This is a genomic window from Bacillus sp. FSL R12-0074, assembly GCF_038005725.1.
Lineage (GTDB): Bacteria > Bacillota > Bacilli > Bacillales > Bacillaceae_G > Bacillus_A > Bacillus_A mycoides.
Window position 1 is genome coordinate 3,299,806 of the sequence record NZ_JBBOTR010000001.1, and the last position, 13,152, is coordinate 3,312,957.

The following is a 13,152-nucleotide window of genomic DNA, read 5'->3' on the forward strand; positions in this document are numbered from 1 at the left end:
TTTCTATTATAGTTTGTATTATCAAATACAAGAGTAGCTAAACTCTTATATAAGATTACGTATTTATCTACGCTAACCATATCCTACTATAGAAATATACCTACGAACATTTTATGTATGGAGATACATATATTATATGCAAAAAAGAAAAAAATTGTCAAACTTACCCACAAATCAATTATATTAATATATCATATTTAAAGGAGGCGTTATTATCTATGATTCATAAATTACTTCCCACTTCTTATGAAGTAGCATCATCCATTTTAAATGTTCAAATTCCAGCTTATAAAATTGAAGCAGACTTTTTAAACAGTACTGCAATACCTCGTTTATATGATACTGTAAACGATATTCAAAATTGTGATGAAACATTCTATGGATATTTCTCTGAAAATAAACTCGTCGGCTTTATTTCTTTTATACAAGAAGAAGAACTAATCGATATCCACAGATTAGTTGTATCGCCCGATTTTTTTCAAAAAGGAATCGCAACGAAACTGCTACTTTATATATTTAACATGTTCTCGTCTTCAATGACATACATTGTACAAACAGGTAAAGCCAATACTCCAGCTCTCGCATTATATAAAAAACACAGCTTCATTGAAGTAACAGATATAACACTACCCGATGGCATGATTCTTACGCAACTTAAAAGACAGAAAACACAAAATAGTTTGACTTAATTATTTATTTATGTTATTTTTTACTTTATACAACCTTTTGCTGAGTCCAAATTTTGGAGCGGGGGAACCATTTTTGTAGCTATGCTACTTGGGGCGAATCTTTTTCAAGTAGGGAAACTCTCACTTCCCGAGTCCGACAGCTAACCTCGTAAGCGTAATGGGAGAGGAAGGTGCTTTTTGCCTATGTTACACACTTTGCCTCCTTAGTTATAAATATGGAATCGATATCAATCAGAAAACTATATTTATAGAAAAGGAGACTGGTACAATGTTACGTTTATCAGATCACGCAATAAAAATGATGGAGCAAAGACTTCGACTCGAACAACACCGCACATATCAAGCAAATAAAGTTGTAGATAACTTACATCACAAATACTTCTTTCAGCATATTTTTCAACCGAAAAGATAAAGAAAATGTTTATTTAATATTAAAAAACACAAGGTGTGTCTATAAAGACATTCCTTGTGTTTTTTATATTCCCTATACTTTTTATAATATCCTCACCACATTTAAACTTGCCGTAATCGCACCTGCTATAGTGGTCACATGCCCTACACCTAACGGACCATTTTGTAATACTAATGTTGAATTTGCACTCGCTACATTCACAAGAAGCGTATTTGAAATGGCTGGCTCGATTACTACAGTTGATGTCGTTACGTTTTGTATAAAACTCCCTGTTAATTGACTTCCATTTAATAGTAATCTGACAGATACTGTTTGATTCCCGGCACTTGCATCACCTTGAAAATAATAACTTACTAAATATATTCCTGGCGTAGATACGGTAACGGTTGTGAAACTAGTTAAAGATACACCTGTTCCATATACGGTAGATCCACTATTAATTGGAATATTGGCATTTGCTGCAATTGTACTTGTTGAGGTAGAAAAGAAATAGCCGCCACCTGTTGATATTGCAGACGATCCAGTTGGACCGGTTGATCCAGTTGAACCTGTAGCACCAGTTGGACCCGTTACTCCGGTTGAACCGGTTGCACCGGTTACTCCTCTTATTCCTTGTATCCCTGTCGGTCCAGTCGCACCTGTTGAGCCAGTCGATCCAGTTGCTCCAGTCGATCCGGTCACTCCTTGTGGACCTTGCACTCCTTGAATTCCTTGAGAACCTGTTACTCCAGTTGCACCGGTTGCTCCGGTTGCTCCCGTGGCACCTTGTGGACCTTGTATTCCTTGCACGCCTTGTGGACCAGTTGCTCCCGTCGGTCCTGTTGCTCCTGCCTGCCCCGTTACCCCTTGTGGACCTTGTATTCCTTGCACTCCTTGTGGACCAGTTGCTCCCGTCGGTCCTGTTGCCCCTGTTAGACCGGTTGGACCTGTTGATCCGGTTATTCCTTGTATTCCTTGAGGTCCAGTTGGGCCTGTTGGACCAATCGGACCTTGAATTCCTTGAAGACCTTGAATGCCCTGTGGACCGGTTGGCCCCTGGATTCCTTGTATTCCCTGAATTCCTTGCGGGCCTGTTGCACCCGTTGGACCAGTTGGACCCTCTGGACCTTGCACTCCTTGTATTCCAGTCGCACCGGTTGGACCTATATCTCCTTGTGGACCTTGTATTCCTTGGATTCCTTGAGGACCAGTTGGACCTGTTATACCACTTATCCCTTGCACTCCTTGTAAGCCTTGAGGACCGGTTGGACCGAGTGGACCTTGGATTCCTTGCAGACCTTGTAAGCCTGTTGGTCCAGTTGCTCCCATTACTCCTTGCTCACCTTGTATTCCTTGTATTCCTTGCGGGCCTGTTGGACCAATTGGACCTTGTGCCCCTTGCACTCCTTGTTGACCTGCCTGGCCTGTTGCTCCTATCGGTCCTTGTACTCCTTGTAAACCCTGTAATCCAGTTGGACCGGTTACTCCCATTACTCCTTGCGGACCTTGAATGCCTTGGTCACCCGTTGGACCAGTTGCCCCCATTGGTCCCTGTACTCCTTGCAAACCTGTTAAACCAGTTACTCCGGTTGGGCCAATCACTCCTTGTACGCCTTGTATTCCAGTCGTCCCAGTTGCTCCTGTCACTCCGGTTGCCCCAGTTGCTCCCGTCGGACCAGTTGGACCTCCTGGAGATCCTGCTGGACCAGTTGGGCCGGTTGGGCCTCCTGGCGGACCGGTTGGACCGGTTGCTCCTGTTGGACCAGTTGCAGATCCAGTTGGGCCTATTGGACCGATTTCTCCCTGCACCCCTTGCACTCCTTGAATTCCGGCCGGACCGGTTGGACCAATTGGCCCTTGTACGCCTTGTATTCCTTGCGGGCCAGTCGGTCCACCTAAAGAACCTGTCGGACCGGTTGGACCAGTTGGTCCCGTAATACCTGACGCCGGAAAAGGAATAGGTGCTTGAAACTTACTACACTTATCTTGATCCTTCACAAGCATCTCCCCCCATTATGACTAACGTATCAAACTATTTTTAATACATTTAAACTAGCTGTTATCACACCAGATAATGTCGTTACATGCCCAATAGCTAATGGACCATTTTGCAAAGATAAAGTGGCATTTGAAGAAGCAACATTAATGACCATCGTATTAGAAATCGCTGGTTCTAATACAAAGGTACCTCCTGTAACATAATAAATAAAACTCCCTGCGACTTGCGTTCCATTTAAAGTAAGACTCACAGAAATCGTTTCATTCCCCCCATTTGGATCACCTTGAAAATAATAGCTTACTAAATATATTCCCGCCGTACTTAACGTTACAGTTGTTGCATTTGTTAAACTGACATCAGAACCAAAAGTTGTAGCTCCTGAATTAATTGGTATTAACGCATTCGCTGCAATTGCACTCGTTGAAGTAGAAAAGAAATAACCGCCCCCGCTAGGTAAACCAGTCGCCCCTGTTGCACCTACTATTCCTAAGAAACCTATAGACCCTATACTACCAGTGGCTCCGGTAGGTCCCACAGCTCCAATCGGCCCTTGACTACCTTGCGCTCCGGCTGGCCCTATACTACCACTAACCCCTGTCATTCCCCTTACTCCAGTTGGGCCTTGCAGACCTTGAATACCTTGAGCACCTTGTATTCCGGTTACTCCCGTTGCACCGGTAGGTCCTGTCATTCCTGTACTTCCTTGTATACCTATAATCCCTTGAACTCCTTGTATTCCTTGTGTCCCGGTCGCCCCTGTTTCTCCTGTCGCTCCTGTTTCTCCAGTTTCCCCCGTAACCCCAACATTTCCTTGTGGTCCCTCGGGTCCCTCAATACCTTGCGCACCTTGCACTCCTTGTAGACCTGTTATCCCGATTTCTCCTAAATCCCCTTGGGGACCTCTAATTCCTTGTGCACCTGCCGGACCTGTTATTCCTTGTATTCCTTGCATACCTTGAGAGCCTTGCGCTCCTGTTGGGCCTACTATACCTTGTATTCCTTGAGACCCTTGCAAACCAATTGCTCCTGCCGGACCTGTTATTCCTTGAACTCCTTGCATACCTTGAGCACCTTGTGGACCAGTCAATCCATTTTCCCCTTGTATTCCTTGTGAACCTTGTAGACCTTGAACGCCAGCTGCTCCTGTTTCCCCTCTTATCCCTTGAGGGCCTTGTATACCTTGTGCTCCAACTGCTCCTGTTTCCCCTCGTATTCCTTGTGGTCCTTGGACTCCTGCCGCTCCTGTTGTGCCTGTGGGACCTATTATTCCTTGTAACCCTTGTATTCCTTGCGCTCCTGTTGGACCTGTTACCCCTTGTATTCCTTGCACACCTTTAGAACCTTCTGCACCAGTTGGACCGATTTCTCCCTGCGGACCTTGTATGCCTATTGGACCTTCTACACCGGTTGCTCCTGTTATTCCTTGGTTACCTTTAGAACCTTGTGCACCTTGTACGCCAGCTACACCAATTACTCCTTGAGAACCTTGTGCACCCCTTACACCTTGAGGGCCAGTGGGACCAGTTATACCTTGTAACCCTTGTATTCCTACTGCACCTGGTCCCCCTGTTACACCCCGTGCACCTGGTCCACCCGTTGGACCCGTTGGCCCCCCAGGTGGACCGGGTGGGCCAGATGGACCTGTCACTCCACTAGATGGACCAATTGGACCAGTAGTGCCCATCGGACCACCCGGTGGTCCTTCTAGGCCTTGCGTACCAATACTCCCTGTTGCTCCTGTTATCCCTCGTACTCCTTTTGCTCCTTGAAAACCTGTGGATCCGTTTATTCCTTGTATTCCTTGAACACCTTGTGGACCTTGGGGGCCTATTACACCTGTTATCCCCTTTATTCCACTTATACCTTGAGACCCTTGTATTCCAGTAGAACCAGTTGGACCAGTTACACCTTGTATCCCTTGATCACCTTGGTGTCCTTGCTCTCCAGTAATTCCTTGTATGCCTTGTGGACCTTCTTCTCCTTGTATACCTGTAGTTCCGTCCTCCCCTTGTATTCCTTGCGCTCCTTGGGGACCTTGCGGACCTGTTACACCTGTAATACCAGCTTCACCTATCACACCTTGCATTCCTTGTGCTCCTGTTTGTCCTCGCTCGCCTATTTCTCCTTGTATCCCTTGGGCGCCTTGTATACCTTGACTACCAGCAGGGCCTGTAATTCCTTGTATTCCTTCTAGTCCTTGTAATCCAATATCGCCAACAGGGCCTTGCTCTCCAATTAATCCTTGAGGACCTTGTAAGCCGACCGGACCAGTAATTCCTTGCTCTCCAGTATCACCAATGGCACCTTGTATTCCTTGAGCTCCCGTTGTTCCTCGCGAACCTTGTATGCCTTGAATACCTTGAGGACCTTGTGGACCCGTTGCTCCTATAGGTCCAGTGATTCCCGGAGGCCCGACCGGACCTTCATGCCCTCCAGTTGGACCCGTTGGACCACTATTACCAGTAGGACCCGTTGCTCCTATAAGCGGAAGAGGCAGTGCCACTCCAAATTTTTTGCACTTTCTATGATGACGCACAACAATCCCCCTTCCCCAAAATAATTACACTTTTTATATGAAATGCATTTTCATATGAAAAGTACACCTCTGAACTCATTTTTAAAAAAATAAAGAAGCCTATCATTTCATTTATTTGAAATGATAGGCTTCTTTTTATAAAGCACTTTACTTTCTCGCCTTAATAATAAAAGTCGTTGGCACCATTCTAGCTTTATATAAAGAATAATATTTCGTAGACGGCTCAGCTCGTTCTTCATCAAATGAGCTAGATGGTTCAGGTTCTTCTATTCTCTCAATTGTAAATCCCGCTCTATTTAACTCATTTATGTATGTACTTATTTTTCTCTTATATAATGTCGCTTGTACATTTTCTCCTTTAAATGTTTCAAACGTAATAGGAGTTTCCTCATGGTATGAAGACTTTAAAACAATTTCTTCTGTACCATACTGTAAGTTTGAATACACTGGATGCTCCCAACTAAAAATAAAACTTCCTCCTGGCTTTACATATGAATAAATCAGCTCTAACGTTTTCCCTAAATCTGAAGTCCAACCTAATGCATAAATGGAGTACACAATATCAAAATACCCTTTCGGAATATCCGATTCCTCTTCCATTGCTCCGCATATTAACTTTGGATTCCAACACTTTAACGTTTCACTCGCTGTTTTAATTTGTTCACTTGAAAGATCAAGCCCCCATACTTCCTCTGCCCCGTGTTCTGCCATATATTGCAACGAATGCCCACTTCCACATCCAATATCAAGAACCTTTTTATTTCTAATTGAATCGAACAAATGAATCTCATCTTCAGACGCTGTATACGGACCATATTTCGGTAAACAATCCACTTGAAAGAAATAAGGTGCAACTGTATCCCAACACTTTTTATTTAAAGCTAACATTTGTGTCCCTTTCATATTCTACATTCCCCCATCCACTTTTCTTCCCCTAATATAAATTACACATTATAACCCGATCTCCCTTTTCTCTTCGCCCGGTAATTTTTCACTTTCGCAATCGTACCGCACGCTCTTCCTCCTGTTTCTCCAGCATACATACCGCACCATCTTTTACTTCCATTTCGCGAATGATCATAAAATACCCAGCGACAATCTGGGCATGCTTTTAACCTTCCCCACAAATTTTCTTGAATCGCCATTAAAACAACGCTTAATACTTTTGTATATACATTCTCTTCGTGCACAGGCTCATATGTAATACCTTTCATATCTTCCTTTACATGTACATGAAATGGGTATTTCTCTAACCACTTTTGCAATGATCCTTCGCCTTCGACCGTTAACCGAATATCTTCTCGAAAACTTTTTAATTCCTCTATCGTATGAAATGGAACCTCTTCATGAAAATATTCTTTCATAAAGAGCTTTATATCCTCTTCTGTTTGCAGCATGTCAATTGGCTCTCTCGTATCGTTTGGTATTTTCCATGTATTTAAAAATTCCCGAATATATTCTAATTCATTTGGTGCATTTTGATTCAATTCCATCCACCTTCTTCTTAAAATTTACTTTTTTCTGACTTTATGTATAATTATAATATAAACTAGTTAACCATTAAAAAATTTTACCGGTTACAACATTAGGAGGAGTTCTATGAAAAGTTTCTCAATACCGATACGTTTCATGCTTATTTCTTCATTTTTTATGTCTTTTGGGTATTTTGCAGTATACGCATTTTTAGCTATTTATCTATTAAGCTTTCTTCATTTTTCTGCTGTTCAAGTAGGAACAGTTTTGACGGTTATGACAATCACATCACGAGTTACCCCATTATTCTCAGGATTAATTGCTGACAAAATAGGCTATATCATTATGATGATAGCCGGATTATTTTTAAGAGGAATCGGATTTATCGCTTTAGGAATATGCTCTGATTTCTATACAATTTCTATTTCTTCTGCACTTATTGGCTTCGGAACTGCATTTTATGAACCTGCTGCTCGTGCCATATTCGGCTCACAACCAGCTCATATGAGAAAAAATTTATTTACATATTTAAACCTTAGTTTTAATTGCGGTGCAATAATCGGACCAATTGCAGGAGGGTTCTTACTCTTACTCAATCCCATCTATGCTTTCTCTCTAACAGGATCACTTATGCTGTTATTCGCTTTTATCTTTTACTTACTTAAAAATCACTTCCAAGTCACTACTGAAAACACGTCTATTGCATTTGGAATACAGGCTATCTTACAAAACAAGCCTTTTCTTCTGTTTTCATTTATCATGATTTTCTTCTATATTATGTTTACTCAGCTTACTGTCGCACTTCCACTTCATATGAAAAACATTAGTAATAGCAATCCGCTTGCTACACTCGTTATTACGATAAATGCAATAACAGGCGTCATATTTATGGTATTATTTCGTAAACTATTTCATAAATACAATACACTTTCGATTATTAAATACGGTGTTTTATTAATGAGTTTTTCTTTTTTACTCATTCCTTTATTTCCACACCCATATTGGCTATTTATTTGTGTAATTTTATTTACAATTGGCGAAACACTCGTATTACCTAACGCTGATATTGCTATTGCAAATTACAGTAACGAATCATATACAGCTACTTACTTCGGATTTTATCAACTATCACTCGCATTTGGTTTTATCATCGGTAATTATACCGGTACATCTTTTACAGCCAACTTAAGCGGAATGTATACACCATGGCTTATTTTCGGTGGAATAGGACTTATTGGTTTTATTTCACTACATATTTTAAATATAAAAAAAGGATTCCCTAAAGAAGATATATACCTATGTAATAATACAAAACACCTTTAACACATTACAATTGAGATGGTACCTTTAGACAACCAGCCTATAATAAAAAAATTCGACCATCATATGTGACAGTCAAATTTTTTTATTCTTCATATTCAAGATGATTATGTCTTTTACAACCAAATAAATAGCAAGCCCCTATATAATCAGTTTCAAATTCTAACCCTGGAACATATCCAGATTCGATACGTTCTATCATTTTTTTATAACAATTGTTCTCTTCTATATATTCCTCAATTAACTCTTTCTTATCGTTTTCTGTCCAATTTTCTTCTACTTCTTCATTCTGAACATCTTCTATTTCTGCTGTCTTCACTTCGATAGATTCCCGTATAACTTCATTTATACGGGAGAAATTATTAGCTTTATATAGAGCATAAACAAATCTACCAATCCAATTGGGACTTTTCCAGTATTCTTTGTATCCCTTTTCGAACCATTCAATTGCTTCTTTATAGCAATTCAACTCAACATATAAATCTGCTACATTAATTTCTCCTACAAAATCATCAGATTTCCTGTTAAAAGCATCCAACTTCTCTTTCGCTTCTGTTTTTCGCCCTAAATCAATTAAACACTTTACATAGTTATACATTATAATGTCTGAATCCCCTGCAACTCGCAAGAAAAATTCCGAAGCTTTTTCCAACTCTCCAAGATTATAATGAGCTACAGCTACATTGTGATATGCTTCATCGGATGGTTGAATCGAAATAGATTTTTGTAATGCATCTTTCGCTTCTTCCCACTTTTCTTGTTTCATGTAAATTTCCCCTAAGATGTTATAAGGAAAGTATGAGGAAGGATTCAACTTAACAGCTTCTTTTATTAATTCAAGAGCTTTACCATCATTCTCTTCCTCATAAAAGTACATCCAAGCAAGATTATTGAGAGATTGTACACCTCTAGATTCATGTACTGCTTGTTGAAACAGTTCCATTGCTTCCTCATATTCATTTTGTTCAAACATTTCAATTGCCTTCTCTTTAATGTTCAAGTAACTACCTCCGAAGTGAATGAATTCATCTATTCCCTATCATCATTTTAATATACAAAAATTGTAATTTCTATAATAATAAGATTGCTTCGTATTAAGCTCTTTCTCCTGTCTACATTTCATCATATATTTGGATATCCAATTCGTAATGATTTTATCAACACCGCTTTGTAAAGAAAATAAATACCTACTGTAAAAATACTGATTCTCAACAATAAGTAAACTTTTCAATCTCCCTTAAATTGGATATATAACCTATTTTAATTTACATATTATGGTACAATAAAAAAGTGCTAGCTAAACATTTACGTTCCACACTAGCAGTCTAGCAATACCAAAATCAAAAATCACTTGAAATTGGGGGATGTTATGAAAAAGAAATTAATTGTTCTTCTATTCATCGGAATCATTTTATCCGGATGTTCAACTATAGTAGAAAATTCTTTAGAAACCGGAAGCGGCAGTATTGAATTATTAACACCAACGATTACAACAAAAGATAATGAATTAGAAATTAAGACTGAAGGTATTGATGAAAATAAAGTAACTTTTATTTATGTTGCCAATAAAAAAGTATTGGAACAAAAAATAAATAATGGTGAATCCTACAAACTTAACATTAAAGATATCGAGCACGCTCATAGGACAGACTACAAGCCAAGAGTTCAACTTTTGCAAACGAAAGATGATAACGAAGATGGAGACATGGCAACCTTTAAACAAGTTAGATATACAGTTGAAAAAAAGTAGTTTTATAGTTATTTCATTTAAATATAACAACCGAAAATATACTTTTAACAGAGGGTAAATATAAGAGGTGCTAGCATGAAAAGCAGATGGATTTATTGGTGGATTGGTAACATATTTTGGATTACCATTTTTGGGATATTGGCAGCTATCATTTGGCTAAGAGAGGTTGATGGTGCTGGTGTTACTCAAACACCTGAGCTGAAATTAATAGCATTTATCGTTTTATTAATTGCATTTATATTACCACTAATTATTCAAGTTGTATGGTTAATTGTTAATCTGAGAAAAAGCAGAAAAAAATAACGCAGAAAAAAGAGAGGAATCTTTTTCAATATAGATTCCTCTCTTTTTTCTATGGGGATTATGCCGTGCTTTTAAAGCTGCACTACTCCCTTTTCTTTACGATGCATGTTCATCTTTCTTCTTCTTCAACAATGCTCTCTTTTTCATCGCCTTCGTTAAATATCCACCTTTAAACGAACGGATTTCATAAGAAGACATAAACGCTTTCGGTGCAATTTCATTAATAATTTCTAACAGTTCTTTTTCTCTAGAACGCTTTGCAACGATATCTAAGCGATAACGTATAGAATTTATTCCTTCACCTTCAAATACTGTAACGCCAAATCCAAAATGGCGTAATTCATTTACTAATTCATTACAACGGTCTAGCAAACTAACTTGATACGTAATATATCCAATTGCTAATTTATTTTCTATATAACCGCCTAATAATAGTCCCGCACTAAAGCCGATGACATAGGCAACAATGTTCATCCAATTTGATAAATCTTGAAACACAATACCTAAACTGACAATATAAATTGCTCCTTCTAACAATCCTACACCTGCAGCGGATCTTGTTTGATTCTTTACAAGCAAAATCGTACGGATTGTTAAAGTTGGAACGTAAATAATTTGAAGCACAAAAATAAGTAAAGCTTGTAACATTGGTATCCACCTCTTTCGCAAATTCTTTTGTCATGATAACATACAAAAGCTTTAGAAATCGATGGGTTTTTTAATTTTTTTTAATTTTTTTTCATACTATTGAAATGCCCCAAAAATAAGCGTATTATGTTTGGCATAAATTCGATAAGTACCAGTAAATCATTCGTATTATATCATTTATTTTTAAACGCAAAAAAGGAACCTGATTAGGTCCCTTTCATCAGAGCTCTATGTTTTTCGAAGCATTTTCCTTTTGCTTCTCTTCTTCTTTTACTAGCTGCATATTTGCATAGGCTAAATTCGCAATCATTAAAAAGTGTCCACCCAATATTCCAGTACCGAATGCCCACATTTCCATTTCATGCTCAATTTCAAACATAATGATAGCCCCTAATATTGCGGCTGCAAATCGGTTTAGAACTCCTAATCCAGGAGCCTTTTCTTTCATCACGATACTTCTTCCTAATTTCTCCACTCTGCGAGCTAATAGCCAAAGACAATATGCGCTAACTGCTAAACCGATACCGAACCCTGTCACTTGTTTCCCAAACGGAGTAACCGCCCACATTAGTAGTAAACCACTAAAGATCGTATACAATTGTAATCGATATACACGTAAGGCTACTTGAATCAAAATATCCGCTCCTAATTTCACATTTTATTATGTGTCAGAAGAAAAGCAGCAACTTACACAGTTGCTGCTTTCTCTTGTTCTTGTTCATGATCCATTTTTTGAATTTCAACACGTTTAATTTGATAAGCATCTTTTTCTAATACTTTAAATTCATAGCCTTCTGCTTCAACGTATTGTCCTTCTTCGATTTCATGATTTTGCATCATAATCCATCCACCGATTGTATCCACATCGTCTTCTTCAATGTGTAATCCAAACAAATCTTTTACTTCTGAGATAAGCACTTTTCCATCAACAATTTTATGATACTCGTTCACATGTTGAATTGGTGGTGCTTCATCTTCATCATATTCATCACGAATTTCGCCGACGATTTCCTCCAATATATCTTCAAGCGTTACAATTCCAGCTGTTCCTCCGTACTCATCATATAAAACAGCCATTGGAATTCGCTTCTTCTGCATTTGCAGTAATAAATCATGAATTGGAGTCGTTTCCATAACTTCAATAATCGGACGCATATACGTGCGAATCGATGATAAATCTTCTTGATCGTTGTTCATATATCGAATAAAGAAATCTTTTACGTTGACCATACCGATAATATCATCTTTATCTTCTCCAAAAATCGGATAACGTGTGTATCGTTCATTTTGGATTACTTTCATGTGTTCTTCTACTGAATCTTCAAGATAGAAACCAACGATTTCTGTACGCGGTACCATTATCTCTTTCGCGATGCGATTATCAAATTCAAAGATATTATTTACATACTTGTATTCAGCTTGATTAATTTCGCCACTTTCATAGCTATCTGAAAGAATAAGACGTAATTCTTCTTCTGTATGAGCTACTTCATGTTCAGAAGCTGGTTTCAAACCGAATAAACCAGTTATAACACGAGCTGAACCGTTCAATACCCAAATAAATGGATACATGATTTTATAGAACATCATTAACGGCGTTGCCAATAACAACGTTACTTTTTCAGCCTTTTGAATTGCCAGCGTTTTCGGAGCTAATTCCCCTACTACAACGTGTAAATATGTCATTAGCATAAAAGCAAGACCAAAAGTTAATACTGATGAGATAGAAGGATTTACGTTCCATTTCTCAAATAACGGGTGTAATAACTTTTCGATTGTCGGTTCACCTAACCAACCAAGTCCCATCGCTGTAACTGTAATACCTAATTGACAAGCAGATAAATATTCATCTAAATTTGTTGTTACCTTTTTCGCTGCTAACGCACCGCGTTTCCCTTCCGCAACAAGCTGATCAATGCGACTTGAACGTATCTTAACAATCGCAAACTCTGCTGCTACGAAAAATCCAGTAAACGCGATTAAAATCGCAACCATGACTAAATTAAATATTTCCAATGAATCCCCTTAGTTAAAAAACTAAGG

Annotated in this window: 13 protein-coding genes and 1 riboswitch; of the genes, 5 read left to right on the top strand and 8 right to left on the bottom strand. The window is 38.8% G+C overall.

Annotated elements, in window-relative coordinates; translation table 11 throughout:
• Window positions 1-218 precede the first annotated feature (218 nt).
• Both NSS97_RS17145 and NSS97_RS17150 read left to right on the top strand, forming a co-directional pair.
• On the top strand, window positions 219-689 hold the full coding sequence (locus NSS97_RS17145; protein WP_044443305.1) for a GNAT family N-acetyltransferase: 471 nt from the start codon (window positions 219-221) through the stop codon (window positions 687-689).
• A 28-nt stretch (window positions 690-717) separates the two neighbouring features.
• Window positions 718-860: riboswitch (cyclic di-AMP (ydaO/yuaA leader) on the top strand.
• A 97-nt stretch (window positions 861-957) separates the two neighbouring features.
• On the top strand, window positions 958-1,101 hold the full coding sequence (locus NSS97_RS17150) for a hypothetical protein (RefSeq protein WP_000945246.1): 144 nt from the start codon (window positions 958-960) through the stop codon (window positions 1,099-1,101).
• An 81-nt stretch (window positions 1,102-1,182) separates the two neighbouring features.
• Here the strand turns inward: NSS97_RS17150 and NSS97_RS17155 are convergent, their stop codons facing one another.
• The 4 genes from NSS97_RS17155 to NSS97_RS17170 form a co-directional block, all read right to left on the bottom strand.
• Window positions 1,183-3,084 carry a collagen-like protein gene (locus NSS97_RS17155; protein WP_341113582.1) on the bottom strand — a complete coding sequence of 634 codons (1,902 nt, stop codon included), beginning with the start codon at window positions 3,082-3,084 and terminating at the stop codon, window positions 1,183-1,185.
• 23 nt (window positions 3,085-3,107) lie between these two features.
• Window positions 3,108-5,615 (bottom strand): collagen-like protein, encoded by a 2,508-nt coding sequence (locus tag NSS97_RS17160; RefSeq protein ID WP_341113585.1) that lies wholly within the window; start codon window positions 5,613-5,615, stop codon window positions 3,108-3,110.
• A 147-nt stretch (window positions 5,616-5,762) separates the two neighbouring features.
• Window positions 5,763-6,518, bottom strand: coding sequence for a class I SAM-dependent methyltransferase (locus tag NSS97_RS17165; RefSeq protein WP_044443301.1), 756 nt, complete (start codon window positions 6,516-6,518; stop codon window positions 5,763-5,765).
• A 41-nt stretch (window positions 6,519-6,559) separates the two neighbouring features.
• Entirely contained in the window at window positions 6,560-7,102 is a 543-nt protein-coding gene (locus tag NSS97_RS17170) for a CGNR zinc finger domain-containing protein (protein WP_044443502.1), read from the bottom strand.
• 112 nt (window positions 7,103-7,214) lie between these two features.
• Between NSS97_RS17170 and NSS97_RS17175 the strand changes: the two genes are divergently transcribed.
• Window positions 7,215-8,411, top strand: a complete 1,197-nt coding sequence (locus NSS97_RS17175; RefSeq protein WP_341113588.1) for an MDR family MFS transporter — start codon at window positions 7,215-7,217, stop codon at window positions 8,409-8,411.
• 82 nt (window positions 8,412-8,493) lie between these two features.
• On the opposite strand, the gene NSS97_RS17180 is transcribed toward NSS97_RS17175, so the two are convergent.
• Entirely contained in the window at window positions 8,494-9,408 is a 915-nt protein-coding gene (locus NSS97_RS17180; RefSeq protein WP_044443297.1) for a tetratricopeptide repeat protein, read from the bottom strand.
• Window positions 9,409-9,777: 369 nt separating this feature from the next.
• On the opposite strand from NSS97_RS17180, the gene NSS97_RS17185 reads away from it, so the two are divergent.
• Window positions 9,778-10,158 (top strand): hypothetical protein, encoded by a 381-nt coding sequence (locus tag NSS97_RS17185; protein ID WP_002084382.1) that lies wholly within the window; start codon window positions 9,778-9,780, stop codon window positions 10,156-10,158.
• 75 nt (window positions 10,159-10,233) lie between these two features.
• The gene (locus tag NSS97_RS17190; protein WP_107887992.1) at window positions 10,234-10,461 is read left to right on the top strand and encodes a DUF3923 family protein; all 228 of its coding nucleotides are present in this window, start codon (window positions 10,234-10,236) and stop codon (window positions 10,459-10,461) included.
• 96 nt (window positions 10,462-10,557) lie between these two features.
• On the opposite strand, the gene NSS97_RS17195 is transcribed toward NSS97_RS17190, so the two are convergent.
• The 3 genes from NSS97_RS17195 to NSS97_RS17205 all read right to left on the bottom strand — a co-directional run bounded on the left by NSS97_RS17195 (window position 10,558) and on the right by NSS97_RS17205 (window position 13,125).
• On the bottom strand, window positions 10,558-11,109 hold the full coding sequence (locus NSS97_RS17195) for a DUF2179 domain-containing protein (RefSeq protein ID WP_002014015.1): 552 nt from the start codon (window positions 11,107-11,109) through the stop codon (window positions 10,558-10,560).
• A gap of 220 nt (window positions 11,110-11,329) precedes the next feature.
• Entirely contained in the window at window positions 11,330-11,743 is a 414-nt protein-coding gene (locus NSS97_RS17200) for an ATP synthase subunit I (protein WP_002084378.1), read from the bottom strand.
• A gap of 53 nt (window positions 11,744-11,796) precedes the next feature.
• A complete protein-coding gene (locus NSS97_RS17205) occupies window positions 11,797-13,125 on the bottom strand; it encodes a hemolysin family protein (RefSeq protein ID WP_044443291.1) in 1,329 nt (442 codons plus the stop codon).
• Window positions 13,126-13,152 lie beyond the last annotated feature (27 nt).

What these genes read in the sequence shown, in the direction of transcription:
- NSS97_RS17195 (WP_002014015.1), bottom strand. Translation starts at nt 11,109, where the DNA reads ATGTTACAAGCTTTACTTATTTTTGTGCTTCAAATTATTTACGTTCCA.
- NSS97_RS17185 (WP_002084382.1), top strand. Translation starts at nt 9,778, where the DNA reads ATGAAAAAGAAATTAATTGTTCTTCTATTCATCGGAATCATTTTATCC.
- NSS97_RS17145 (WP_044443305.1), top strand. Translation starts at nt 219, where the DNA reads ATGATTCATAAATTACTTCCCACTTCTTATGAAGTAGCATCATCCATT.
- NSS97_RS17190 (WP_107887992.1), top strand. Translation starts at nt 10,234, where the DNA reads ATGAAAAGCAGATGGATTTATTGGTGGATTGGTAACATATTTTGGATT.
- NSS97_RS17165 (WP_044443301.1), bottom strand. Translation starts at nt 6,518, where the DNA reads ATGAAAGGGACACAAATGTTAGCTTTAAATAAAAAGTGTTGGGATACA.
- NSS97_RS17150 (WP_000945246.1), top strand. Translation starts at nt 958, where the DNA reads ATGTTACGTTTATCAGATCACGCAATAAAAATGATGGAGCAAAGACTT.
- NSS97_RS17155 (WP_341113582.1), bottom strand. Translation starts at nt 3,084, where the DNA reads ATGCTTGTGAAGGATCAAGATAAGTGTAGTAAGTTTCAAGCACCTATT.
- NSS97_RS17175 (WP_341113588.1), top strand. Translation starts at nt 7,215, where the DNA reads ATGAAAAGTTTCTCAATACCGATACGTTTCATGCTTATTTCTTCATTT.